The following is a 26,773-nucleotide window of genomic DNA, read 5'->3' as shown; positions in this document are numbered from 1 at the left end:
TAAATTGGTGCACGCGCACCAATTTAGGTTTTTTCACTTTATTCCCAGCGTTGTAACATATAAGCTGCATTGCCTTTTAGTAGCTTGTAAGCATCCTCTGAGATCAATGCCGTTTTATGTTGCTGGTCAAGCAACTTTTGGAAGCCTTCCATATGTTTTACAACCTTGTCTTCATCTCCCTTTTCTTCAAATCGTTCGACTGCTGTTAGGTGCATCAATAGGGAACGACTTGCCCCATTATTTTTAAATTCCCCTTCTTCAGCTAGTTGGTCCACGACATCTTGCATGCCAGCAGCCAGGCCAATAAGCTGTTCGCCATATCCTAGCAATTCTACTTCAGCCAAGGCTGTTGTTTGGTGGCCAGCGTTATCGGTTATTTCTAACTGATAGTAGGAGTAGGCTTCAGGCTCCGCAATTTCAAATGCGCGGGTGTATTTTCTCCATTTGAAGGATTCATTTTCCCGTTCATCCAGTACTGTCCAATTTTCTCCGTCATCAGATCCTTTCAGCACCCAGCTTTTCGGGTCGGCCGCTTGCGGATCTGAGCCATCCGGTGCGCTTGCTGAGGTTAGGGTGTACATGTTTGCTTTCTTCTTTTCTTCTGTAAACTGATACTGAATCCAAGGTGTTTTCCCTTCTAACTCCAGTTGTGTTCGCGACGTGTTATCAAACAGTTTACTTGTATCGCTGCCATCACTATCCGTCGCGATGCCTGCATCCTCTTCTACTGCCTGATCTGTCACATCGCCTAATGATTCTGGTGCAAAGAGTCCATCGGTTGCAGCAGGGGTAATCGATTCAGGTAAATCAGTTAGCTTACTGCCCCAATCTGAAGGCTCTGGCCCCATGTCAAAGTCCAGTGTGCCTCCTTCGGCTATGTCTTCATGTGTGATGTAATTTTTCGTATAAGCTTCTCCATTCACTTGAAGACCTTGGACATATTTATTCTCTTTACTATTATTTGGTGCGTTAATGACAAGATCTTTTCCATTTTCTAAATGAATTGTTGCCTTTTCAAATAATGGTGCGCCAATTGCGTATTCTGGGCTGCCCATTTTAAGTGGATAAAATCCTAGCGCACTGAAAATGTACCAGGCAGACATCTCACCATTATCTTCATCACCTGCATAGCCCTGGCCAATCTCACTGCCAATATACAGTCTGTCTAAAACCTCACGCACTTTTTCCTGTGTCTTCCAAGGCTCGCCCGCATAATTATACATATATGCGATATGGTGGGCCGGTTGATTACTATGTCCGTACATTCCCATTCGGACATCTCTGGCTTCCCGCATTTCATGAATCAGTCCGCCATAACTACCTGGGTAAGCTGCCTTTTCTGGTGTGGTAAAGAAGGTATCAAGCTTTTCAGAAAGCCCTTCTTTTCCACCATATAGGTTTGCTAGTCCTTGCCCATCCTGTGGCGCGTGGAATGCCATGTTCCATGCATTTGTTTCGGTATAGTCATGTCCCCATTCAGCTGGGTTGAAATTCTCTAACGTTGAGCGCCATTCTCCGTCTGGTGTTTTTCCATTAAAGAACCCAAACTCAGAATTAAACATGTTGTCATAATGCTGTGCGCGGCTTAAATAATAGTTATAGTCCGAACTGTACTCGGATTGATAAGGGTCGTCTTTGTTTTCTTTTTCAGCGAGTGCTTTCGCCAAATTCGCAATTCCATAATCATTGATATACCCATCAAGTGCCCATGACATTCCTTCATGAGTCGATGTGTTCGTATAGCCATCAAAGACGGACGTTTCCGTTCCCTTTCTGCCCACATTCGCATTTGGTGGCACGACGGAAGCATCCTTCACGGCAGATTGGTAAAAGCTTTCGACATCAAAGTTGGTAACCCCTTTTAAATAGGCGTCAGAAAACGCAACATTGGCACTCGTCCCTGCCATTAAATTCGCATAGCCTGGGGATGACCATCTGGCAATCCAGCCTCCATCCTTATAATGCTGGACAAAGCCATCAATCATGTCCCCAGCTTTAGAAGGCGTTAACAGAGCATATGCCGGCCACGTTGTTCTGTAAGTATCCCAGAACCCATTATTTACATAGATTTCGCCGTCTTCTATTGAGGCACATGTTTCAGTCGCGGTACTATTCGTACATGGCGATATTTCTAGTTGGCTTGCATATTTATATTCCGGTTCTTCCACTGTACCAACATTTTCATAAGCCGAATTTGGGTATAAGAATAAGCGGTACATATTGGAATAAAGGGTTGTGAGTTGATCATCTGAAGCCCCCTCCACTTCAATAATTCCTAGCTTCTCATTCCATGCATTTTCTGCTCGGTTTTTTACCGATTCAAATGTGTCGTCAGCATTGATCTCTTGCTCCAAGTTTTTCTTGGCTTGGTCTACACTGATGAGGGACGTGGCCATTTTCATCGTAACTTCCTTCGTGTCTTCTGTATCAAACTTGTAATAAGCAGAAACGTTATCTCTGCCTTCTCCTGTTAACATGCCACTATCTATAACAGGCTTATCAAACGTGGCATACACAAACATACGGGTAGCCCCTGTTGATAGGCCGCTTTTTTGATCGGTATAGCCTGAAATGATCCCATTTTCCGCATCAAGCGTAATACCGCCATTGTTACTGACATTGTCAAAAATAATATTCGCATTCTCGTCATCAAATGTGAAGCGCATCATCGAAGCATGATCTGTTGGTGTCATTTCTGTTTTGATGCCATTTTCAAACTCCACACCATAGTAATGTGCTTTTGCCACTTCATTATCATGGTTGAAGGCTAATGCACGTTCGTTACGATCTGCACTCGGTTCCGCTTCTGCATTGGATGGCATGACTTGGAATGTCTGTCTATCTCCCATCCATGGACTCGGTTCATGGCTTAAAGAGAAAGCCTGAAGCTCAGGGAGGTTCTCCTCGTTATTGCTTTCATTATAGGAATATAACCAATTCGAACCGGCATTGGTTACAGGTGCCCAAAAGTTAAATCCATGCGGAACAGCAACTGCCGGGAAATTATTCCCCCTGGAAAAGCTACCATTTGATTGTGTACCGCGTAGGATGTTTACGTAATCAGACGGATTTGTAAAGGTACTCTCCTCTGTCTGTTCTTTAATTTGAATATCATCAATATGCCCCGTAAAGGTTGCTGGGCCAGTTGGATTGTCATAGGCAATCAAAATTCGTTCAATCGTTTTTCCTTCTGCCACATCGCCAATTGCTGCTTTTTTAAGATTCCATTGATTAGCATAGAGTGTCTTTGAATCACCTTGCGCTTGTGGATCCAGTTTGATACCATGCTGGTCATATGCTTCAAGGTCATGTAGATAGGTACCATCCGAAAATGCTAAATCAACTGATGCATATGTGCTGGCATAATTCGTATGGTCTTTGTCTGTAAATGCTGGAAAAATATAATAGGATAGTTCCGTATGCTCTGTTACATCAATATCCACATCAAGAATTTTATTATAGGAATATGCCCTTCCCTCTTCAAGGTGAGAGCCTAAATAGGTTACCGTATTCAGTCCAGACCAGCCGACATTTGTTTTTGACGTGTACGCACTTGTCGGTCCGTTCGTTACGGTTGTTTTCATATCGGATGCGGGCGGGGCTGGCTTGTCAATTCCATTGGAAATCGCAAGCTCTGCAAGTTGGATAATGGATTCCCCATGGTTCTTCGTTATATTGAGGCGATAATACTGATAAGCTGTGTCGTTATCAAACTCGTACAGCTTTCTTTCATAACGGTCCTCAAATGATTGCTCACTCCTATTGTCCAAGGCTGTCCAGTTCTCTCCATCATTGGAGCCAAGTAACTCCCAATCCTGTGGGTCCCTGCCAGCATAATCATTCGCTGAGGTTAGCGCATATTTTACAACAGTATCTGCCTCTTCCAGCTCGAACTCAATAAAAGCCGTATCTTCAAAGGTTAGCCATTTTGAAGTCGAATCGCGGTCAATGAGCTTGTTTTTTGTCTCACTTGGCGGATTTTCACCTGACACCTCAATATTTACTATTCTTTCGGTAATATCACCTTGAATTCCGTCAAAGGGGATATTCCCATCAATACCGGAGGACATCTTATTTCCATCAGCATCTGTTTCCACTGTGTTTTCCCAATCAAGATCTGGATCATTCTCTTCAAAAGAGGTAGAAAAATCCTTTGCAGCGGCTGATACGGTTTGTTGCGGTGGGATTTTTACAAATGTCCCGATTAGCGCAACACAGCATAGAATAGGAAAAACCTTTTTCCATCGTTTTCTATTCACCAATTAAACCCTCCTTGTTTACTGTTTTTTGGTAAGGAAAGCTGCCGTTCCTCATCCTATCCCCCCTTCTCTTCTGCACATAAAAATACAGTACAGCACCTCCCCAACCTAGCAAACGCTTACATGCAGTATATAAAATATATTCTGATAATAATAACAGCAAATACAGCATTTGTTTACGATTTTCTGCATTATTTACAGATGTTTTTTTCATAACAAAAAAACTGTAGAAAAAGCACTAATACTCTTTTCCTACAGTTTTCATATACGCATTTTTAGGGGGGACCTTTTCTCCTAGTGCACTTTATCTTTTCTCAAGGCTTTGTAAAAGGACAAGCACATTAAAATCAAAATGATGGAAAATGGAAATGCTGCCGATATGAGCACATTTTGTAATGCCTGTAATCCACCAGTGTAAAGTAAAACTGCTGCAATTAACGATTGCGCAATCCCCCATGTAAACTTAACCACCGTGGATGGTGACAAAGATCCGTTCGTTGTTTGCATTCCTAACACAAACGTTGCGGAATCCGCCGAGGTAATAAAGAAAGTGGAGATCAATAAAATCCCTAATATGGAAAGAATAATTCCCATAGGAAGTTGATCGAACATACCGAATAATACCTGCTCGTCCGGCAATCCAGCTAAATCCGCACCACTATTTTGAATGTCAATACCAGACATACCGAATGTTGCAAACCACAGGAAGCACACAATAGTTGGAACAAATAGCACACCTGAGAGAAATTCTCTTATCGTTCTTCCACGAGAGATACGGGCGATAAATATCCCCACAAATGGTGACCACGCGATCCACCAGGCCCAGAAGAACACGGTCCAATCCATAACCCATTGTCTCTCGGACTCACTATTAGGCGCAATTCGTAAAGCTTCAATAGGCAGACTCATCACATAAGTTCCGACCGTATTTGTGAAGGAGTTGAGAATATACAGGGTTGGCCCAAGTATCAATGTTCCTAAAAATAAGATCCCTGCCACACCCATGTTTGTATTACTTAAATATTTAATTCCTTTTCCTAGACCAGAGTATGTGGAAAGCATAAATAAAATAGTTACAATAACAATGATTAAGAGTTGGACCCAAAAACCACTGGCCACTCCAAACAGGTACGTAAGACCACCATTGATTTGCGTCGCACCAAAACCTAATGTTGTAGCGACCCCAATAATCGTTGCAAACACGGCAATTACATCGACCGCCTTGCCCCAGCCTTTTTTCATATGGTGTCCAAATAGCGGCTCTAATGTTGCACTGACTAAAGCCGGTTTTCCATGGCGGAAAGTAAAATATGCCAGTATTAGGGCGATGGTAGCGTAAATTGCCCATGCGTGAACTCCATAATGGAAAAATGTGATACGTAGTGCATCCTCTAATGCCGCCACCGAACCTGGCTCTGCAGTAGGCGGTGTTTTAATATAATGGGACACTGGCGAAGCTACCCCATAAAACACAAGTCCTATTCCCATTCCGGCACTAAACAACATAGCAAACCAGGAAGCATAACTAAACTCGGGACGTTCATTTGGCTTACCAAGCCTTATTTTGCCAAAGCGGCTAAATATTAAATAAATACAAAAGAGCACAAAAAACGTTACCGCAAGTAAATAATACCAGCCAAAATGCACGGATATAAAATTCATTAAAACTCCTGAATATCTTTCAAATAAACCAGGAGCCACCGATCCCCAAATTGACATAGCTATTGTTATTGCTAGTGTAATCCAAAATACGGATGTTACCTCAGCTGTAACTTTCTTCATTTTTCTCTTCCTTTCCACTTCCGCTAGTTCAATACAATACTCTAGTTGTCCTTTTAGTATTTAAACTGCGGCTTAAAATATACAGGGTTATAATTTTACTTTCTGGTGGTGAGATGGGGCTTGGGTTTGTGAGGAGCTGGTGCGTCTCTTCTTGGGACTGGTGCGTCACTTCGGTTGGTTGGTGCGTCTCTTCTTAGGGTGCTCGCGTCTCTTGGGATGCGGGGCGCGCCACTTTTGGTGGATCCTGCGTCACTTCGTAAGGTTGGCGCGTTTCTTTTTGTAGCTGGCATGCAACTTTACGTGGTCCGCACGCGACCTTGTGGAGCTGGCACGCGTCCTCGGTTGGATCCCACGCGACTTCACGGAGCTTACACGCGACTTTTCGAAGTTGACACGCGACCTCGCGAAGCTGGCACGCGACTGCCCACAGCTCACATTCTCTACATAAACGCCCGCTACTTATCAGAAACAGAAAAGCAGCTATTCACAATGAATAGCTGCCTTCCAGGTCTTATGTTTGTCGTATAATTAATTTATTTGATAAATATACTTTCTTTGGCACTTCTCGTTTGTCGTCAATTCGCTCTAAAATCAGGTCTACTGCTGTTTCTCCCATTAATTCGGTATAAATTTTAACCGTGCTTAGAGAGGGGTAAACATACTTGGAAACACTGATATCATTGACACCGATGACGCTCACTCTGCCAGGTACAGGGATTCCTTCCTCATGAAGCGCTCGCAGGCCGCCGATTGCAAGGGGGTCATTTGCCATATAAAAGGCTGTCGGCAATTCCTCGCCCAGGTCGTGAATCGCTTGCTTCATGAGTTCATAACCATCGTTCACTGCAAAGCTATCGAGAAAAATAAACCGCTCATCAAGCATATTTCTTTCTTGTAAGTAGTTACGATAATGCTTTTCGCGCATGTCCTGAATAGGAGCAATCTTTTCTTTAAATGTTTCATACCCACCAATAAATCCAATCGATGTATGCCCTTTTGCAATAAAATGGTTCATTACGAGTTGGGTGACCCGTTCGAAATCGACTAGAACGGCATCAAACGCTGCTTCGTTTGGATTAGAATCGACGAATACAATCTGCGGAGAAATAGCTTTTAACTGACGTACTTGTTTTTCACTAAAGCGACCAACAGCTATAATCCCATCGATATTTGTATCAATCGTTTCCCCTTCGACGTATTTTACAAGCTCAACGTCTAACGCCTCAGCACGCCGCTCAATCCCATAACGTATGCCCATATAATAAATATCATCTAATTCTTCTGCTTCTGTGACCCAATGCAGAAAGGCAATCTTTCTACTAATTGGTTTTCGGTGACGTCGCTTGTAGGATAGTTCTTCTGCGACTTCAAATATTTTCTTTTTTGTATCAGCTGCAACGGAAAGGCTTTGATCGTAATTTAATACCCTTGAAACGGTTGCGGCCGAAACGCCTGCTTTATCAGCAATGTCCTTTATTGTTGCCAACATGGCCACCTCTACTTTTTTCAATCATCTCTTTTAACTATACCATTTTCTTAGGCATTTTCATCACTCTTACGTACAATTTTACAAGCGTATGGCGCAAGCTGTACATCATTATAATGGCCTTCCTGACCGTTATGGTTCATGATGAATAAATAACTGCTTCCATCCTCTGTTGTTCGTTCCATGATTTCAATTCCAGCACTTGTTTGTGTAGTATTTAGTTCCCTTTCATCTGCCACACGATTTGCGATTTCCTGCATGACCTCTTTATCTGCACCTGTACCGATATAGTAGGCATTGCCTTTCCCAAATGTATTGACTGTCACTGCAGCATAGTCGCGATATGCGTCTGTATAATGGTAAAGCCCTGTAGCATCAAAAGGCTTGATCAGGTCCCGCCAAACCTTGCTCGATCCCTTTTTCCCTTTATCGGTTTGAAGTTCGATTTCTATGCCATCAGGCAGAGATTCCACCTCTTCCACCTTGACACCAAGTAACGGACTTAGCTTACCTGGTTGCTGTTCTCCTAGCACTAGATTGTTGTTACGGTCGCGAACGCCAGCCCGATAAGAGAAAATAACAGTCCCTCCGTTTGCTGTGAATGCTTCTAAGCGTTCCACCAGCTGCTCATCTATTATTTTCATTACAGGAAGCAGCAGCACACGATAGTTCCCGAAGTCCACATCCGCTCGTATAACATCGATCGATTGATTCTGGTTATAGAACGGTTCATACAAGCGCATTACTTCCTCTGTAAAGTCAAAGGCTGCACTTTCTTGTTGTATTTGCCACGACCAGATCGTATCAAAATCATAGACCAGTGCAATATCCGATTTAATTGGAAAATCAACGACCTCTTTATAATTGGAAATGTCCTTAAAAAAGGACTGTACTTCCTTGTATTTACGGGTTAAACGGTTATCTGTATCCAGAATGCCCAGACAGTTCTGCTCTGCTCCATGTGTCACGCCACGCCAGCGAAAGAATAGCATATCCGTTGTACCATGAGCAAAGGCGTGATATGCCCAGAGTTTTGCCTGATTTGGCCTTGGTAAATAACCGATGACATCATGCCCCTGCGCTCCCATCAGTTGTTCCACAATCCAGAAGTTTTCCTGCTTCAGTCCCCGAACGAAATCAAGAGTCATAGAAAGCATTGCTGGCGACACCGGTTCAGCTAAACCGCCCCATACTGGGTAATTATCATAGGAAACAAAATCAAGGTCTCTTGAAAATTCATTATGGTCAAACTTCTTCTCGAAGAATCCACCAGGAATATTGGTGGTAACCGTTTGGTGTTCGCCTTTAAACTTTCTTATCTGTTCCATGTGCTTTTTTGCAAATTGACTAAGGGAGTAAGAACGAAACCGGAGCCATTCCAGTCGCATGCTCGGATTGTGAACCGTGATCGTGCGGGTTGGCATCGGGATCTGATCAAAGGATTGATAGGTTTGCCCCCAAAAAATGGTGCCCCACACCTCATTTAGTTCATCAATTGAGTCGTAGCGATGCTTTAAGTATGTCGAAAAAGCCTCCTTGCAATTGGAACAATAACAATCATCGCTTCCCTCATGACCTAGTTCGTTATCCACTTGCCAAGCGAACACTTGGGTTTCCTCCCTATAGTGCTGCACCAACTCTTTTACAATCCTTAACGAATAATCCAAATATGTAGCGGAATTATAACAGTATTGTCTTCTGCCACCGAAGGAAATCCGTTGTCCATCTTCCGCCACATTAAAAATGTCAGGCTGTTTCGTTGCAAGCCAAGCAGGAAATGTGGCTGTCGGTGTCCCAAACATGACTGATAGCCCGTATTCCTTACACTTTTCAATCACCCTATCAAAAAAGGAAAAATCGAATTCTCCTTCTTCCTTCTCCATCAGGTTCCATGCGAACTCGCCAATTCTTACAGTGTTGACTCCCATTTCCTTCATTCTCGTCAAATCTTCGTCAATTAAGCTAATATTCCAATGTTCCGGGTAATAATCTACACCAAGATGCATTTAAACCTCTCCCTCTTCCTTGGAAATATAAAAAATCTCGGATTGAAAATCTCCTATTTGCATCGGGATCGAGAGCCCACCATTTGCTCCATTAAATTCGGCTTTAAGTGGGATCCCTCTATACATCAATTCACTCCCATAGTAATGACGCACAACACCTTCTGTATCCTGACAACGATAATACGCATCCGTTTCCAGTCCCTTAAGGCGAAGGAATTTCATCTTACCAGGATTCGATTCAGCTAAAATTCGATAATGACTGACAAGCGCTTCCTCTCCTGTCTCACTCACCATCATCCAGGCAGCCTCATTCCCATCAGCAGGGTTTTTCAATCGAATGAAGTCCCCTGTCAGCATGAGATGCTGATGTTGTTTGTAAAGCGCAACCTGCTTGCGTATTTCCACTTTCTCTTCGGCCGAAAAGCCCAGTGGATTTAGTTCATATCCAAACGTGCCGAACAAGGCAACATGCGCCCGGAAGCTTAACGAGGTTGTTCTTCCTGTCTGATGATTCGGTGTTGCCGATACATGGGTACCAAAACTGCTTATCGGGTAGGCAATCGAGGATCCATATTGGATATGTAGGCGTTCGACTGGATCGGTATTATCGCTAATCCATCCTTGTGGTGCATAGAAAAGCATCCCAGGGTCAAAGCGTCCGCCCCCACCTGCACAGGATTCAAACAGTACATCCGGAAATTCACTTGTTAATTTTTCATAGAGCTGGTATACCCCGAGAATATAGCGATGATAAAATTCCCCCTGCTGCGCTGCAGGCAATGTGGATGAATATGCTTCTGTTATGTTTCGGTTCATATCCCACTTTATATAGGAAAGCTGTGTTTCTTCGATCAATACGCACATCCGCTCATATAAATAAGTCACGACCTCTTTATTACTGAAATCTAATACCCATTGGTTACGGCCATACGAAGCTGACCTTCCAGGAGTTTTCACCACCCACTCTGGGTGTTCACGATAAAGGTCACTGTCTGGACTGACCATTTCTGGTTCAAACCAAAGGCCAAAATCAAGTCCAATCTCCCGTATGTTTTGTGCGAGTTTCCCAAGTCCATTCGGCAGTTTTTCCTTGTTGACGAACCAGTCTCCCAGTGATGTCGTGTCACTGTTCCGTTTGCCAAACCAGCCATCATCAAGCACAAACAGATCTAGGTCCAAGTCTACAGCTTCTTTCGCAATTGCTAGTATTATTTCTTCATTAAAATCATGGTAGGTCGCTTCCCAGTTATTGAGCATGACAGGGCGTGGTGTATCAAGCCATTTTTGATTAATTAAATGGTTGCGGTATACATCATGGAATTGCTTACTCAATCCATTCAGGCCGTTCGGTGAAAACGCCATGACAACTTCAGGCGCTTGGAACGACTCTCCTGGTTCAAGCTTCCATTGAAAGCCAAATGGGTGAATCCCCATGGACACTCTTGTTTGCTCATAATGGTCGACCTCCACCTGTGCCAAAAAGTTGCTGCTATACACAAGATTAAAACCATACACATCCCCTGTGAATTCTGTCGCATCTGGTTCTTTTAATGCTAGAAATGGATTCTGACTATGAGAGCTGGAACCTCGTAAGCTAGAGATAGACTGGATTCCACTTTCAAGCTTACGTTCTTTTAGATGCCTTTCCCGTGACCATGCCCCTGAAAGCTGGAGCATGTCAAAATCAGCGTGCGGGAAATCAATGCTGCCACTCAGCAATCGATCCAATATCAAGGTGGCCTCTCCCCTGTTCGTAACCCGCGCATGACGGGTAATTACCGCTACATCTTTGAAAATCGTGTAGCTTAGTAAAAGTTCCATATCGGTTATCGCATCATACAGAGTAATTTCTACTGTTTCGGCTTCTTCTTCGCTCGTAACATAGGTAGCTGGCAAGCCTTCCAGCATCGGTTTACCTTTCACTACACGGTATGAGTTAAACACGAAATTGCTTATATGACTCCCATTAGCCTGATGAATTCCGAGAGCTGGTTCGCGAAAATCTGTTGAGCCAAAGACAGGGAATTCCTGCCTCGTTGTTTCCATTGTAAATGCCGGATCGTTTGCCTCAAGATGGGTCGTATTTGGTGTCGGAATATCATAGCGTTGGAAGTCGGCTGTCTGCCCTGCTGTCTTAATTGCTTTTCCGTAATACAGATGACCAAGCTGTCCATTTTTCATCACATGGAATAGGTAGCTTATTTTTCCGTTTGTTAAATGAAATTGTTTTCTGTTGTCGTCAATTGTAATCATCATCATAATCCTTCCTATCCCAAGTCAGGCTTATTGGCAAATAGAACTTCCTGCTGTTTCGTTCCTTCAAGTTCTAGAATTTGGATCGTGTTTTCTCCTACATTTAAAAAGGGTGCAGGCAGGTATAGCGTTTTCTGTGGTCCAATCTCCCAATATCGTCCCAGGTTAAATCCATTGATAAACACATTGCCTTTTTTCCAGCCTTCCATGTTAAGAAAGGTGTCCCCTGTTTCAGCTAATTCAAATGTACCTTCATAAAACTGCGGAAAACGCTCTGTAGTTGCCCTTGAAAAGTCTAGGACTACTTCCTCAAGCTCGATACTGAACATCTCCCAATGGAACATATATTGATTATCAATCCATAGATTTTCGATTATTCCTTTGCGATCCCTCAAATGCTTCCCATAATTAACCCGGCCCATATTTTCTACGAATATTTCAAGCGTGTTTATCTCTTCAGGGAAGGAGAGGGTAATTTCTTTTTTCTCATCATTTCGGTAAACGGTTTGGACATATTCTCCGTTAATATATAAGAAAGCTCTATCACGGATCATAGAGGTATCCATTTCCATATCGGCTTTTCGGTCAATCGTCGTGCGATACAGGACATAGCCATATGCTTGATCCATTTCCTCCATGGACATCGGAACCACATGCTTATGATAGTTGGCTATCGTCGTTAACGTATCAAACAAGCTAACAGAGCGATCGAGCTGCACCTTTTGCTCTGGCAGAATTGGTATATTCGGAGGCTCAACTGGCTCTGGGATAGTCCCGAATTCCTTGAGGACCTTTTGGACTTCTTTGTATTTTTCCGTTATCTCACCAGACTCTGTTAGCAAGGAATCATAATCATAGCTGGTAATGGTTGGATCATATGTCTCGTATTGATTGGCACCATTATAAAACGCGAAATTCGTTCCACCATGGAACATATAGAAATTGACGGATCCACCCTTTTCTAGCATGACACGCAGTGTAGCTGCTGCATCTTTAGGATCTCTTGTGTGATGTTCCTTTCCCCAACTATCAAACCAACCAATCCAAAATTCCGCACACAGCTTCGGACTATCTGGCTTGTATGCATCCAGCATCGCATAAGAATCTTCCACACGAGAACCAAAGTTTAAGGTTGTAAGAACATCTGGTAAGGAGCCATCTTCAATCATATCTGGGCCATCTGAAGTGAAAAGTAACACATCAATGCCTTTTTCTTTATATATCTCTCTGGTTCGCTCCAAGTATTGCTTGTCATTCCCGTATGCACCATACTCATTTTCAATTTGCAGGGCAAAGACGTTTCCACCATTCGTTATTAAATGCGGTACGAGCTTAGGAAGGAGCACATCATAGTAATCTTCTATATGTTTAAGAAAGTTCGGATCTGCACAACGCAGCGCCATATTACGATCTTTAAGCAACCATGCCGGTAACCCACCAAACTCCCACTCTGCACAAATATACGGAGCTGGCCTGAGGATGATATACAATCCTAGACTTTCTGCTGTTGCAATAAACTGCTCAATGTCTGCCATGCCTTCAAAATGAAATTGCCCTTTTTTCGGTTCATGAAAGTTCCATGGAATGTATGTCTCTACTGTGTTGAATCCACAGTTTTTTAATTTAATTAAGCGATCCTCCCAATATTCTTGGGGGACACGGAAGTAATGGATACTCCCTGATAAAATTTGAAACGGCTGTCCGTTTAACATAAATTGGTCGTCTTTCACTGTAAGCATATCGTTCACGCACCTTTTCTATTTTATTGCACTGCCAAGCATTCCCGAGATGAAGTGGCGTTGTAAGACCAAGAAAAAGATCATAATTGGAATAGTTGCGATCGTAATTCCTACCATTACTTGACCATAATCTGTAAAGGAAACGCCGTTTAAAGTAGATAATGCAACCGGGAAGGTATACATATCCTGTGATGTAATGGCAACTAGAGGCCACATAAAGTTATTCCATTGGAACATAAACAAAAAGATGGATGTTGCAGCTAGTGCAGGTTTCATAGAAGGGAGCACTATTTTCATGAAAATTTTCAGTTCACTTGCACCATCCAGTCTTGCAGATTCCATTAACTCTGTAGGAAATGCTGCAAAGTTTTGCCGCATCAAGAAAATGGCAAAGGGATAACAAAGCTGTGGTGCGATTAACGCAAAATATGTGTTTAATAGATTGTAACTAGACATCATTTGGAATAAAGGGATCAATGTCGCTTGATAGGGAATCATCATCGACAGAATGAAAATCGTGAAAATTACATTTTTCCCTTTAAAGTCATATTTGGCAAAGGCATAGGCAGACGTCGCACTCACTGCCAAAGCAATCACGACATATACTCCTGAAACAAGCAAGGAGTTAAACAACACCCGCCAAATCCCTACTGTCGCATCAAGATTGTTTAAGTTCGTCATAAACTCAGACCCTGGAAGCAAGGTTGGTGGGCTCGTAAACATCTTGTCAGAAGTGTTGGTTGACCCAACTAACATCCAATAAAAAGGAAAAATGGAGATAACTAAAAACAGAAGCAACAACGCATACATGCCAACTTTGCCGAGTCCACGTTTCGATTTGTTTGTATTCATCATGATTTTTCCCCCGTAACCTTAAATTGAAAGTAAGATAGTATAGCCACAAGTACAACGACTACATAAGCAACCGCACTTCCGTAGCTAAAGTCAAAGTACTCAAACCCATTTTCATAAATGTATAATCCTAGTGTCATCGTAGAATCTGCGGGCCCGCCCTGCGTCAGGTTAAATGGCTCATCAAACAACTGTAAGGTACCAATCGTTGATAGAATTCCGGCAAATAGAATAATAGGCTTCAAGTTTGGAATCGTAATGGAAAAGAACTGTCGTATCTTTCCTGCACCATCGATCGAAGCCGCTTCATACATGTGATCCGGGATGTTCTGCAATGCAGCAAGGAAAATGATCATGTTGTATCCTGTCCATCTCCACATCATCGCCATTACAATCGATATTTTTGCCCAAAATGGGTCGGAAAGCCAAGGAATATTCTCGATCCCAATCGCGTTTAATAACGTATTTAAAATTCCATTGTCCTGTAAAATAATCGAAAAAAGCAGGGAATAGGCAACAAGGGATGTTACCGCTGGTAAAAAGAAAGATACCCTAAAGAAGCCTTTTAATTTAAGCAATTGACTGTTCAATACGCTTGCAAGTGCCATCGCCATCAATAACATAATCGGGACCTGCAAAATGAAAATGATAAACGTGTTCCCTAACGCTTTCCAGAAAATCGAATCCTCTAGTAAACGCGTATAATTACTTAACCCAGCAAAAGAATAACTTCCTCCTTCATAGGTCTGGAAGCTTAAATAGAGGGAAGCAATAATGGGGTAGGCCGTAAAAACAATAAATAGAATAACGGCTGGGGCTATGAATAAATAAGGAAATTTTTTAGACTGCTTCATGCGTTTTCCATCCTCTCTCCAGAATAGAGTGATTCTCTAAAATGACAGAATAAAGGGTGCATATTTCCCCCCTTTATTCTTCATTTGTTTAAACTATTTGTTTACTAGTACGTCGAGCTGTATGGACTCCTCATGGGAGATGCCTTCGCAAAATTAAAACAGGGGCGCTTCCCATGATGATAAATCTATTAGACTAAAATCTATACTTCTCCAACGTTCATATTGTTTACTTATTTAATCTGTTTTCTAATTGTTTTGCGGCTTCTTCTAATGCCTCTGCTGGGTCGTTCCCATCAGCTGCTCGTGATTGCGCCTTAGTCGCTTCGTCTCTAGCAAGAGAATAATCTCCCGTATAGTTAGCATACGGAACGTCCTCAATTAGGTCTGCAAACATCGTCCAGATAGGCTGATCATTAAAATAAGCTACTTCTTCACTAAACACGTCTTCCGTGTAGATAGTATTTAATGATGGAAAAAGTCCATTTTCCATCGCATAAAGCTGGACCTCATCAGATGTTGAGAAAAACTCCATAAATTCATAAGCAAGGTCAACCTTCTCGGAGTTAGAAGAGATCATGTAGTTACTTCCCCCAAGGTTCGCTGCTCTGTTGCCGCCCTCTTCCATGGCAGGAAGTGGAAATACGCCCCATTGTCCTTCCATATCAGGAGCCTGCCCAGTTAATGAACCAGAAAGCCACGCACCAGATGGAGCAGTTGCTACTGTACCGTTGGCCAGACCACCAATCCAAGCATCCCATCCAACAAGATTTTCATTTAATCCTTCTTCGCTCAATTGTTGGATTACATTCATCGCTTTCACAGATTCTTCAGAAGTAAGGTCAACGTTTCCTTCCTCATCAAAGTAGAACGTACCTTGTTGGTTTAACATTAAACGGTATACTCCATCATCGTTATTAATGTCGATTCCAGTTAAGGCAACATCCAATTCATCTCTAAGTACTTTTCCTGCCTCAATAAAGTCGTCCCATGTTTCAATTGCGTTAGCATCGATTCCTGCTTCCTCAAATAAATCAACACGGTAAAACACGCCTGCAGGACCTGAATCAAATGGGAAGCCATACATATCGCCATCTTTAGATAATAATTCCGTCTTGTACTCTGGGAATTTATCCATATGGTCGTCGGCAAATCCTTTTTCAGATAAGTTTACGAATGCTTCAGGGAACGAGTTAAGATAACCTTGAAGTCGATCATCTTCCACAAGCATGACATCTGGTAATCCTTCCCCATTTGCTTGTAATCCTGTAGTAATTTTTTGATATACATCCGGTGTTCCAGTTTCCACTATATTAAGTTCAAATCCAGGGTGATCCTCTGCAAACATTTCCGCAGCCTTTTCAATAACAGGCACATTAATATTCCATGCCCATACCGACAATGTATTATTGTCACCGCTTTCATTTTGTTCACTACTTCCGTCATTTCCACTACATGCAGCTAAAGCAAAAAGTAATAATGCAAAGATAATTGAAGCTCTTTTCATTCTCTTTCCCCCTAAAAAATTGGTTTTGAAAGCCTTACCAATACCATAGCTTGATTTTAAATAATTAGCAATAGTTTTAGTAAATATTTTAGTAAATATATTTAGTTAATAGGGTTGGAGGCTTTCGTGGCGCAGGTTTGGGAGTTAGGTGGGTCTCTTTGTGGGGGTGTTGCGTCGCTTCGTGGGAGGACTGCGTCAGTTCTGGGGAGTGGTGCGTCTCTTCTTGAGGTGCTTGCGTCACTTTTGTTGGTTGACGCGTCACTTTTTGAGATGCTCGCGTCACTTCTTAAGATTCTCGTTTCACTTTTGGGGTTTTCGATTCACTTCTCTGGTTCTCGCTTCACTTCTTGAGGTTTTCGATTCACTTCTTGGGGTTCTCGATTCACTTCTTGGGGTTCTCGATTCACTTTTGAGATTCTCGTTTCACTTTTTGAGGTGTACTCGTGTCCTCCAAAACCTCCTTCATTTTATTCAAGAAAGCGCTTGAAAGATTACGAGAAACAAGGTAAGCTTAACTTAATTAATTAAATTAATAAACTAAAAAAAACAAGGAGGATATCATGAATTTAGTTACGGATTTTAAAAGGGTTTTTCCTACATCAAGCCAGCCACGTATGTTCTTCGCCCCGGGGCGTATCAATTTGATTGGGGAGCATACGGATTATAATGGCGGGCATGTTTTCCCTGCTGCCATCTCGTTTGGTACGTATGCGGTTGCCAGCAAGCGTACGGATCAAAAGCTACGTTTTTACTCGATAAATTTCCCAGAAGCTGGGGTGATTGAATCTGATATCCATGCCCTTGATTACAATGAGGCTGACAGCTGGGCCAACTATCCAAAAGGCATGATCCGCGCCATCATCGAAAAAGGTCACCAACTAGAAACAGGGGCTGATATCCTATTTTACGGAAACATCCCGAATGGAGCGGGATTGTCTTCCTCAGCCTCGATCGAAATGGTGACAGGTGTGCTTGTTGAGGAGTTATTCGACGTAACACTTGACCGAATTGACATGGTAAAGCTCGGACAGCATGTAGAAAATAACTACATTGGAGTAAACAGTGGCATTATGGATCAATTTGCTATCGGCATGGGCAAGCAGGATCATGCGATTCTATTAAACTGCCAAACGTTGGAATATCACTATGCCCCGCTCGTACTGGAAAACCATTCCATCTTAATCATTAATACGAACAAACAACGTACATTGGCCGGTTCAAAATATAATGAGCGCCGCAGTCAATGTGAAACAGCACTTGCTGACTTGCAGGAGGAGCTTGACATCACAAGTTTAGGAGAACTTTCCAAAGAAGCATTTGAGCAAAACAAACACCTTATTAAAGACCCGATTCATGCAAAGCGTGCAAAGCATGCCGTTTATGAAAATGCGCGTACTTTAGAGGCAAAAGCAAAGCTAGAAGAAAACGACATACAAGCTTTCGGTAAGTTGATGAACGCTTCCCATGTCTCCTTAAAAGAGGATTATGCGGTGACCGGGGAAGAACTCGATACGATTGTGGAGACAGCATGGGAATTAGATGGCGTTGTTGGCGCAAGAATGACAGGGGCAGGATTTGGTGGATGTGCGATTGCGATTGTTGAAAACGGGAAGCTAGATACTGTAAAAGAACAAATCCAGTCCACCTATAAAAAGAAAATCGGCTATGAAGCCACATTTTATACTGCAAACATTGGTGACGGGGCAAAGGAAATAACGGAAGGAGTGATGAGATGAGCATTCTTGTGTTAGGTGGAGCGGGATATATCGGTTCCCATGCGGTCTATCAATTAATTGAAAGTGGTAAGGACGTAGTGGTTGTAGATAATTTACTGACAGGTCATAGGGCTGCTGTCCATCCGAAAGCTACCTTTTACAAGGGGGATATCCGCGAGCGCGACTTTTTACACGAGGTTTTTTCCAAGGAATCAGTTGAATCTGTTATTCATTTTGCCGCAAGCTCACTTGTCGGAGAATCGATGGATAAACCATTACAGTACTTTGATAACAATGTGTATGGCACCCAGATCTTACTCGAGGAAATGGTCGAGCATGGTGTAAAAGAGATTGTCTTCTCCTCTACTGCTGCGACATACGGAGAACCAGAAGCCGTCCCGATTACCGAGGCAATGCCGACGAACCCAGCAAGCACGTATGGCGAGACGAAACTAACGATGGAAAAAATGATGCGCTGGGCTGCTCAGGCTCATGATATCCGCTATGTCTCCTTGCGCTACTTTAATGTAGCTGGCGCCCGCGCGTCAGGGGAAATCGGCGAAGATCATCGTCCGGAAACACATCTCGTTCCAATCATCTTACAAGTCGCCCTTGGCCAGCGCGACCATATTACCATCTTTGGTGAAGATTATGACACTGATGATGGTACGTGTGTCCGCGATTATGTGCATGTCGAGGACTTAATCGATGCCCACCTGCTTGCACTGGAGTATTTAAAAAAAGGCGGAAGTAGTGACATTTTTAACCTTGGCAGCAGTCAGGGCTTTTCCGTCAAAGAAATGATTGAGGCTGCACGTAAGGTAACAGGGAAAAAGATCCCAACCCAGTCTGGCCCACGCCGTGCTGGAGATCCAGCTGTTTTAATCGCGAGTCCAGAAAAAGCCAAGCGCATCCTAGGCTGGAACCCAACACGCACTGCCATCCATACTATTATGCAGGATGCCTGGAACTGGCATACATCACGCCCAAACGGGTACGAGGAGGCTGACAGCAAATGATTTATGAAGACATCGCTGCCCTCGTTCAGCAAGCCATCAGCGAAAAATTAATCGAGCCTGCTGACGAGATTTATGCACAAAATCAAGTGATGCAGCTTTTGCAGCTCCCATCCTTTCCGGAAATAGAGGCAGTAGCTACAGAACGCACCATACCCGATATCCTGGAGAACATCACTTCCTACACCATAAAGGAAGGCATCATTGCCGATGTGCTAGAGGAAAAAGAAATGCTATCCGCCAACATCATGAATTGTTTTATCGCGCGCCCCTCTGTGGTGAATGAACAGTTTTATAAAAAATATAATGTCTCTCCAGTTGAGGCGACCGACTATTTTTATAAGCTCAGTAAAGACAGCAACTATATTCAAATGAATCGGATAAAGAAGAACGTTCATTTTAAAACCGTAACCAAATACGGGAACTTGGATATTACGATTAATTTGTCCAAACCAGAAAAAGACCCTGAACAAATTAGGCGCGAGCGGGAAATGAAGCAGGCGCTCGATTATCCAAAATGTGTGCTTTGTATCGAAAACGAAGGCTATGCAGGACGTACAGGGCACCCGGCAAGGGCTAACCACCGGATGATTCGGGTGCCCCTTGGCGGAGAAACATGGTATTTCCAATATTCTCCTTATGTTTACTATAACGAGCACAGCATTTTACTTGCAGAAGAACATCGTGACATGAAAATTAGCAAGGAAGCCTTCGCCCGCTTGCTCGCATTCACGGATATTTTTCCGCACTATTTTATTGGTTCCAATGCAGACCTGCCGATTGTTGGCGGTTCAATTCTTAGCCACGATCATTACCAGGCAGGGCGTTATGAGTTTGCGATGAGCAATGCGGCAGAAGCATTCCCTGTTACGCTCGGCGATTTTCCAGATGTTCATGCAGCGGTCCTAAAATGGCCCCTATCCGTAATTCGCTTAAAAAGTGAGCAAAAAGCACAGCTGCTAGATGCTGCTGATCACGTTCTCCAAACATGGAGCGGGTATTCCGATGAGCGTGCAGCCATTCAAGCTTTTTCTGGTGATGATGCCCATAACACCATCACCCCGATTGCGCGCATGCGTGATGGCAAATACGAGCTAGATCTTGTCTTGCGCAATAATCGAACGTCAGCGGAACATCCAATGGGAATTTTTCATCCCCATGCTGATGTTCACCATATTAAAAAGGAAAACATTGGCCTAATTGAAGTAATGGGTCTTGCCGTTCTCCCTGCACGTTTGAAAGAAGAGATTGTTGAACTAGAAAAAGAACTGTTGGGACAGGATGCTATAGTTAACCCGATTCATCAGCATTGGGCAGCGGAGTTAAAAGAATCATATGGTACGATAGAGTCAGCATCAGAAGCGAAAAACATCATCCAGCACGAGCTTGGTAAAAAATTCGTCCGGGTTCTCGAGGATGCCGGCGTCTTTAAAGAGAAGGATGCTTTTCAGCGCTTCCTTCACACATTATAGAAAGGTGGGATCAAGTTGAAAATAGAAGTTAGGGATTTGGAGAAATCATGGAAGGAATATACCCTTACGAATGATAATGGGATGCAAGTTAACGCACTAAACTTTGGTGGCATTATTACAAAAATGCTCGTTCCTGATAAAGCTGGCAACCTAGAAAACGTTGTGCTTGGCTATGCCGATTATAAGGAGTATCAAACCAACCCCAATTACTTCGGTGCCATAATCGGACCAGTGGCAGGGAGAATTGCGAACAGCCAATTTGTGCTGGATGGCCTGGCATATAAGCTGGAAAATAATGAGGGCGTACATCACCTGCATGGTGGCTCAACAGGATTTCATCAGGTTATTTGGGATGTAGAGCCCTTTGAAAAGGCCGATGCTGTGGGACTTGTTCTTTCTTATACAAGAGCCGACGGGGAAGGTGGCTATCCGGGAAAGGTAGACGTTCAGGTCACCTACACCCTTCATCAAAGCAATCAATTTGAGATCAACTATACGGCGTCAACTGACAAGACAACACCGCTCACGCTGACGAACCATTCTTATTTTAACTTGAGCGGGGATTTACGGCATACCTTGCATGAGCAACATGTATCAATCGATAGCGATTATTTTGTAGAGCTTGATGAAAAGCTTATCCCGACAGGTGAGCTGCTTTCCGTAGATGGAACGACCTTTGACTTTCGTAAAGCCCGTGCCCTACAGGATGGTTTTAATGGAGATACGGAACAAAATCGTGTCGCTGGGCAGGGCATTGATCACTATTTTATTTTTAACGAAAATAATAAGGAAACAAAAGCAACAGCAGCTGACCCGGTCTCTGGCAGAAAAATGACGGTGCAAACAGACCAGCCCGGCATGGTGATGTATACATCGAATAATTTGCCTGAAGGATTGCAGCTACAGGAAGGGATTTCACGGCAGTATCTTGGTGTCTGCTTTGAAACGCAAGCCTCCCCCGCTTCCTTGCATCACGAAGGATTTCCGGGAGTAGTGTTGAAGCCAGGAGAAGTTTATCAGACTAGGACGTTGTTTGATTTTGGAGTTTTGTAAGAAGGATTAGTTAAAAGTAAACACCAGCTCTCCATGTAGAAGCTGGTGTTTTTATTATATGCTTGTCTCATGGCTAATATGGACGGAGTAGTCGAAGAGAAGTTCTTCTAATTGATTGGAGAGCGTTCGTGATTGATTGGAACACTCTTCTGTTTGATTGGAGAGCGTTTGTGATTGATTGGAACACTCTTCTGATTGATTGGTGGGCGTTCGTGATTGATTGGAACACTCTTCTGATTGATTGGCGGGCGTTCGTGATCGATTGGAACACTCCTCTGATTGATTGGCGGGCGTTCGTGATCGATTGGAACACTCCTCTGATTGATTGAACCGCTTTTCTGATTGATTGGCCTCATTAATTGATAACCTTGCTATTATCAAATAGAACCCCGCCTTTATGGTCAATACAGTAGTCATTAAAAATATATAATCTCCTCATCACCAATATCCAATCCGAAAAAGGAGTAGCAATATAATATCACTACTCCCTTCACTACCTATTTTCCAACAGCTTGGAAAAACTGTGGCAAATGTTCTTTATGTGCTTCCAGCATTTCGTCCAAGATTACCTTTCCTACTTTGTCAGACGGAACGAGTGGGTTGATTGTCATAGCAAGTAACGCTGTATCATAGTTACCCGTTACGGCGGCCTCTGCCCCTACACGTTCAAATGATTTAATTTGTTGTACTAAACCTCTAACTGCAACTGGAAGGTCCCCATTTACAATCGGCTTAGGCCCTTCTTTGGTAATGACACAGCTCACTTCCACTGCTGAGTCATTCGGGATGCTTGCGATCGATCCATTATTTTTTGTGTTAACCGGTTGAATATCTCGCTTATCATTATACATAGATGAAATCAATCGAACTGCTGCATCACTGTAATACGCCCCGCCTCGCTCTTCTAACTGTGGTGGTTTGATGGAGATGTTAGGATCTTTGTATAGCTCAAATAATTCCGCTTCTAATTTTTTCACTACTTCTGCTCTTGTCGTACCCTCTTTAAAGTTTTTCAGCTCTTTTTCCAGCATTTCATTACGCTTATAGTAGTAAAGATGATAAGGACAAGTTAGAGCATTTAACGCACGAATAAATTCTGGCTCCCATCCTAGTCCGTCTATATTCTTCACAAAACTACTATTCTCTGGAGCAGCTAACAATTCTATAACACGATCTTTGACACTTACACCGTCCAAATACACGTCTAATCCGTATACCATGTGATTTAAACCAGCGAAATCAATTCGAATACGGGAGTGATCTACATCCAATAGCTTTGCTGTTCCCATTTCCATTCCAATTGGCACATTACATAAACCAACTACTTTTTCGTGATCTGTATAGCGAAGAATGGCTTCTGTTACCATACCAGCAGGGTTGGTGAAGTTAATTAACCAAGCATCTGGGCAAAGCTCTTTCATGTCTTTTACAATGTCTAAAATAACGGGGATCGTACGCAATCCTTTAAAAAGTCCACCAGGGCCATTCGTTTCCTGACCTAACACACCATGCTTTAACGGGATTCTTTCATCTTTAGCACGTGCGTCCAACTGGCCGACACGAAACTGGGTTGTAACAAAGTCTGCGTCCTTTAATGCGGCTTTTCTATCTAATGTTAAATGAACTTCAATTGGCAGTCCTGCTTTTTCAATCATTCGTTTTGCAAGGTTTCCAACTATTTCTAGCTTTTCCTTCCCTGCTTCTATATCCACCAGCCATAATTCACGTACTGGTAACTCATCGTATCGTTTTATAAAGCCTTCTACTAGTTCTGGCGTATAGCTTGAGCCTCCACCGATCGTCGCAATCTTCAATCCTTTGCTCATAATTCATCCTCCTAAATAGATAATGAACGTACAAACCCAATTCTATAGAAGAATAAAAGATTCTGATAGGCTTATGAAAGCGTTAGATTTTTGTTTCAACGAAAGCAATTTGTTTCGCATTCGTCACACAGTGTTTCCTATTTAGTTTATCCCGGTGCAAACGTCCGTAAGACTTCCACTTCATAACATGAAGTGAAACAATGATGTTCAAGTGGAAGTAAACGGACGCTAACACCCCGATTGGTTCAACTAACAATCAGTGGGGAAGAATGAAAACCCCCACTGATTGCAGTTTTACTTTATACTAAACAAATAGACTACTATTTCGGGAGGAGCTGAGCCTTTGTTTACAAATGAGGTTATTGCATCGTTTAATGATCTAGAAATGCTTCTATATAAATATGTCATGCAGCATAAAGAAAAAGTCGTTTATATGCGCATACGCGATCTTGCGGATGAATCACATGTTTCCACTTCTACTATTATGCGTTTCTGTAGAAAATTACATTGTGATGGTTTCTCAGAGTTTAAAGTAAAGTTAAAGCTCTTACTTGATGAAAAACCTAACATGAAGGTTAAAAGCGGCCAACACGTGTTAGCGGAGTTTTTTGAGCGCACCCAAAATGAGCGCTTTACTTCCAAGCTAGAGGATGCTGCAGAAGCTATTTCTAAAGCGAATCATGTATATTTCATAGGGATTGGCAGTTCAGGGGCACTTGCAGAATATGGGGCTAGGTATCTATCGAGCTTAGGAACCTTCTCTACGTATTTAAAAGACTGGTATTTTCCAATTCACGCCGACTTACATGACTGCGTTACCGTTGCTTTGTCCGTTTCTGGTGAAAGCGGGATTACCTTATCTCACATTCATAAGCTTAAAGAAAAAGGTAGTGAAATTTTAAGTATCACGAATAACATGCAATCCACGATCGCAAAAGCCTCTGATAACAATGTATCCTATTATGTGACGGAGGAATTTTTTGCAGAGTCCAATGTGACGACACAAATCCCTGTTATTTATATATTAGAAGAGTTAGCAAGAAAAGTGTATGAAATACGAACTAGGAAGTAAATTTGAGTTTATGGGCTTCCTTTTAGCAATTGATGCTACTCTTATAATAAAACCTTTCAACTTATGACCAATAGAGGATTTTTGGTATGGAAATTATCGATTTTTACATATGTGCCGTTCCTCTCTAATGCCCGCTACTTCCCAATAACAATTGATAATTTGTAGTTTGCGTGCTCGTTTAACTCTTCCAAAAAAGTATTTAGTATTTCATTCGAAGGGAACTTACATTCAAGAAGGTAACAGCCATCCCCACTAATTTTATAGTTACGGACTATGTTACCTTCTTGTGTTTTGAGGAACGATAAATACGGAGCATGGTGAGTACTTTTCGTAATGATTGTTATAAATGCATGTACAAAATATCCTAGCTTAGCTTGATTCAACTTAATAGAATATCCCTCAATTACACCCTCATCCTCTAGCTTCATTACCCTGGCTGATACAGCAGGCCCAGTCAAATGGACTTTTGCACCTAGTTCCTTCATGGAAAGTCTACTATTATTACTTAATTCCTCCAAAATACGCATATCGGTATGATCCAGCATTTATTGAACTCCTTTCAAAAATAAAGCGAAAGAGGCAAAAGACTTTATTTTATCTGTTTATCTATAAGTTCGTTCTATTATAAACTATACAGGCTTACTAATAATCTCAAAATAAGGGAGTTCAAAACATGGATATAAAGTTAATTCGTAATGCAACCCTCGTGGTAGAATATGCAGGGAAAAAGTTTTTAATCGACCCGTATTTAGGGGAAAAAGGCGCTTATGCTCCTCTGCCGAATTCACCTAGACAGGATCAAAACAATCCTTTGGTAGCCTTGCCGGTATCTGTGGAAGAGATTGTTAAAGATGTAGACGCTGTGATTGTCACACACCTGCACCCTGATCACTGGGACGAAGAGGCAGTAAAACTATTGCCGAAAGGAATCAAATTATTTACCCAAAATGAAGAAGATGCCAAAGAAGTTAGAAACAGCAATTTCCATAATGTCGAGGTATTACGAGAGGACACTGTTTTTGGAGGAATCCAATTAAGTAAGACCAAAGGCGAGCATGGGCGCGGAGAAATTTTAAAACTTTCTGGTCTCGTTTGTGGCATTGTTTTCAAGCATAGTTCAGAAAAGACATTATATGTAGCTGGAGATACGGTTTGGTATGAAGGGGTTCAGGAGGCAATCGACACGCATAACCCTGACATTATTGTCGTCAATGGCGGTGATAACCAATTTTATGAAGGCGGTTCTTTAGTAATGGGGAAAGAGGATATTTACGAGGTACACAAGGCAGCACCTAATGCTCAAATTGTTTCTGTTCATATGGAAGCAGTAAATCATTGGACATTGTCGAGAGAAGAATTAAAGAGCTTTGCGAAGGAAAAAGGTATCGCATCTCATGTATTAGTGCCAAATGACGGGGAAAGTTACACAGTTTAATAAACAAGGACTGCTTGCCGTTTTATGGCACGAAGCTTTCTCATTTAAATGATTTTTAATGAGGCTGGGACAAAATTATATTATTGCTGTTTAAACACGAATAATACTTTCTAGCGTCGCTTGGCAGAACACTTCGCTTTCCACGGGCACGGCCTCGGGCCAACAGGATGTTGGTCACGAAGGCGTTGCCACAGGACGTGGCGCTCTTAGCCTTTGTTACTCTCCCAAAACTGTGGGGTCTTCGGACTCGCGCTATTCCCGTTGGACAAGAAAGGCTACGTCAGCAACACGTCGCACGCAGAAAATGTTATAGCATTTTCAAGGAGTCTCCGCATTCTGCCTACGCTAAAACAAGAAAACCCGAACTAGGCAAACCTTTATACAAGGAGTTGCATGATAGTTCGGGTTTTCAATTGTTTAGAGAACTTTTGTCCCAACCCCTACATTTT

Annotated in this window: 18 protein-coding genes; 6 read left to right on the top strand and 12 right to left on the bottom strand. The window is 42.5% G+C overall.

The features are described 5' to 3' along the window. Positions 1-38: 38 nt before the first annotated feature. From K3T81_RS03090 to K3T81_RS03050, 9 genes are all read right to left on the bottom strand, one after another. Positions 39-4,259, bottom strand: a complete 4,221-nt coding sequence (locus K3T81_RS03090; protein WP_238018158.1) for a GH92 family glycosyl hydrolase — start codon at positions 4,257-4,259, stop codon at positions 39-41. A gap of 294 nt (positions 4,260-4,553) precedes the next feature. Then, positions 4,554-6,041: a BCCT family transporter gene (locus K3T81_RS03085; RefSeq protein WP_238018156.1), complete on the bottom strand. Its 1,488-nt coding sequence runs from the start codon at positions 6,039-6,041 to the stop codon at positions 4,554-4,556. A 511-nt stretch (positions 6,042-6,552) separates the two neighbouring features. Beyond that, on the bottom strand, positions 6,553-7,527 hold the full coding sequence (locus K3T81_RS03080; RefSeq protein WP_238018154.1) for a LacI family DNA-binding transcriptional regulator: 975 nt from the start codon (positions 7,525-7,527) through the stop codon (positions 6,553-6,555). A 50-nt stretch (positions 7,528-7,577) separates the two neighbouring features. Next, on the bottom strand, positions 7,578-9,533 hold the full coding sequence (locus tag K3T81_RS03075; RefSeq protein ID WP_238018153.1) for a beta-galactosidase: 1,956 nt from the start codon (positions 9,531-9,533) through the stop codon (positions 7,578-7,580). Further along, entirely contained in the window at positions 9,534-11,789 is a 2,256-nt protein-coding gene (locus K3T81_RS03070) for an alpha-galactosidase (RefSeq protein ID WP_238018151.1), read from the bottom strand. An 11-nt stretch (positions 11,790-11,800) separates the two neighbouring features. Then, a complete protein-coding gene (locus K3T81_RS03065) occupies positions 11,801-13,525 on the bottom strand; it encodes a glycoside hydrolase family 35 protein (RefSeq protein WP_238018150.1) in 1,725 nt (574 codons plus the stop codon). Between the two features lie 18 nt (positions 13,526-13,543). Then, positions 13,544-14,380: a carbohydrate ABC transporter permease gene (locus tag K3T81_RS03060; protein ID WP_238018149.1), complete on the bottom strand. Its 837-nt coding sequence runs from the start codon at positions 14,378-14,380 to the stop codon at positions 13,544-13,546. Beyond that, positions 14,377-15,231 carry a carbohydrate ABC transporter permease gene (locus K3T81_RS03055; RefSeq protein ID WP_058951035.1) on the bottom strand — a complete coding sequence of 285 codons (855 nt, stop codon included), beginning with the start codon at positions 15,229-15,231 and terminating at the stop codon, positions 14,377-14,379. The genes K3T81_RS03060 and K3T81_RS03055 overlap by 4 nt, the downstream gene beginning before the upstream one ends. Positions 15,232-15,457: 226 nt before the next feature. Beyond that, positions 15,458-16,735 (bottom strand): ABC transporter substrate-binding protein, encoded by a 1,278-nt coding sequence (locus tag K3T81_RS03050; protein WP_238018148.1) that lies wholly within the window; start codon positions 16,733-16,735, stop codon positions 15,458-15,460. A gap of 560 nt (positions 16,736-17,295) precedes the next feature. On the opposite strand from K3T81_RS03050, the gene K3T81_RS03045 reads away from it, so the two are divergent. The 4 genes from K3T81_RS03045 to K3T81_RS03030 are packed head-to-tail and all read left to right on the top strand — an operon-like array spanning position 17,296 to position 21,991. Beyond that, entirely contained in the window at positions 17,296-18,471 is a 1,176-nt protein-coding gene (locus K3T81_RS03045; RefSeq protein WP_238018147.1) for a galactokinase, read from the top strand. Further along, on the top strand, positions 18,468-19,469 hold the full coding sequence (galE, locus tag K3T81_RS03040; RefSeq protein ID WP_238018146.1) for a UDP-glucose 4-epimerase GalE: 1,002 nt from the start codon (positions 18,468-18,470) through the stop codon (positions 19,467-19,469). The genes K3T81_RS03045 and galE overlap by 4 nt, the downstream gene beginning before the upstream one ends. After that, a complete protein-coding gene (galT, locus tag K3T81_RS03035; RefSeq protein ID WP_238018145.1) occupies positions 19,466-20,938 on the top strand; it encodes a UDP-glucose--hexose-1-phosphate uridylyltransferase in 1,473 nt (490 codons plus the stop codon). Before galE ends, galT begins: the two co-directional genes overlap by 4 nt. Before the next feature lie 15 nt (positions 20,939-20,953). After that, a complete protein-coding gene (locus tag K3T81_RS03030) occupies positions 20,954-21,991 on the top strand; it encodes an aldose epimerase family protein (RefSeq protein ID WP_238018144.1) in 1,038 nt (345 codons plus the stop codon). Positions 21,992-22,045: 54 nt separating this feature from the next. Here K3T81_RS03030 and K3T81_RS03025 read toward each other — a convergent pair whose 3' ends face one another. Then, positions 22,046-22,408, bottom strand: a complete 363-nt coding sequence (locus K3T81_RS03025; protein ID WP_238018143.1) for a hypothetical protein — start codon at positions 22,406-22,408, stop codon at positions 22,046-22,048. Positions 22,409-22,488: 80 nt separating this feature from the next. After that, positions 22,489-23,817 (bottom strand): 6-phospho-beta-glucosidase, encoded by a 1,329-nt coding sequence (locus tag K3T81_RS03020; RefSeq protein WP_238018141.1) that lies wholly within the window; start codon positions 23,815-23,817, stop codon positions 22,489-22,491. A gap of 343 nt (positions 23,818-24,160) precedes the next feature. On the opposite strand from K3T81_RS03020, the gene K3T81_RS03015 reads away from it, so the two are divergent. Continuing rightward, complete coding sequence (locus tag K3T81_RS03015) at positions 24,161-24,889, top strand: MurR/RpiR family transcriptional regulator (protein ID WP_238018139.1); 729 nt, start codon at positions 24,161-24,163, stop codon at positions 24,887-24,889. Positions 24,890-25,023: 134 nt separating this feature from the next. On the opposite strand, the gene K3T81_RS03010 is transcribed toward K3T81_RS03015, so the two are convergent. Continuing rightward, positions 25,024-25,434, bottom strand: a complete 411-nt coding sequence (locus tag K3T81_RS03010) for an Lrp/AsnC family transcriptional regulator (RefSeq protein ID WP_106897871.1) — start codon at positions 25,432-25,434, stop codon at positions 25,024-25,026. 128 nt (positions 25,435-25,562) lie between these two features. Between K3T81_RS03010 and K3T81_RS03005 the strand changes: the two genes are divergently transcribed. Continuing rightward, entirely contained in the window at positions 25,563-26,324 is a 762-nt protein-coding gene (locus tag K3T81_RS03005) for an MBL fold metallo-hydrolase (protein WP_238018138.1), read from the top strand. The last annotated feature ends 449 nt before the right edge of the window (positions 26,325-26,773 follow it).

Source organism: Oceanobacillus jordanicus (assembly GCF_022095695.1).
GTDB lineage: Bacteria > Bacillota > Bacilli > Bacillales > Amphibacillaceae > Oceanobacillus_B > Oceanobacillus_B jordanicus.
The sequence above is the reverse complement of the archived record's forward strand: the minus strand, read 5'-3'. Positions and strand labels throughout refer to the sequence as shown.

Coding starts and splice junctions, on each gene's coding strand:
- K3T81_RS03070 (WP_238018151.1), bottom strand. CDS start 11,789: ATGATGATTACAATTGACGACAACAGAAAACAATTTCATTTAACAAAC.
- K3T81_RS03050 (WP_238018148.1), bottom strand. CDS start 16,735: ATGAAAAGAGCTTCAATTATCTTTGCATTATTACTTTTTGCTTTAGCT.
- K3T81_RS03045 (WP_238018147.1), top strand. CDS start 17,296: ATGAATTTAGTTACGGATTTTAAAAGGGTTTTTCCTACATCAAGCCAG.
- K3T81_RS03085 (WP_238018156.1), bottom strand. CDS start 6,041: ATGAAGAAAGTTACAGCTGAGGTAACATCCGTATTTTGGATTACACTA.
- K3T81_RS03065 (WP_238018150.1), bottom strand. CDS start 13,525: ATGCTTACAGTGAAAGACGACCAATTTATGTTAAACGGACAGCCGTTT.
- galT (WP_238018145.1), top strand. CDS start 19,466: ATGATTTATGAAGACATCGCTGCCCTCGTTCAGCAAGCCATCAGCGAA.
- K3T81_RS03010 (WP_106897871.1), bottom strand. CDS start 25,434: ATGCTGGATCATACCGATATGCGTATTTTGGAGGAATTAAGTAATAAT.
- K3T81_RS03055 (WP_058951035.1), bottom strand. CDS start 15,231: ATGAAGCAGTCTAAAAAATTTCCTTATTTATTCATAGCCCCAGCCGTT.
- K3T81_RS03005 (WP_238018138.1), top strand. CDS start 25,563: ATGGATATAAAGTTAATTCGTAATGCAACCCTCGTGGTAGAATATGCA.
- galE (WP_238018146.1), top strand. CDS start 18,468: ATGAGCATTCTTGTGTTAGGTGGAGCGGGATATATCGGTTCCCATGCG.
- K3T81_RS03025 (WP_238018143.1), bottom strand. CDS start 22,408: ATGACTACTGTATTGACCATAAAGGCGGGGTTCTATTTGATAATAGCA.
- K3T81_RS03060 (WP_238018149.1), bottom strand. CDS start 14,380: ATGATGAATACAAACAAATCGAAACGTGGACTCGGCAAAGTTGGCATG.
- K3T81_RS03075 (WP_238018153.1), bottom strand. CDS start 9,533: ATGCATCTTGGTGTAGATTATTACCCGGAACATTGGAATATTAGCTTA.
- K3T81_RS03020 (WP_238018141.1), bottom strand. CDS start 23,817: ATGAGCAAAGGATTGAAGATTGCGACGATCGGTGGAGGCTCAAGCTAT.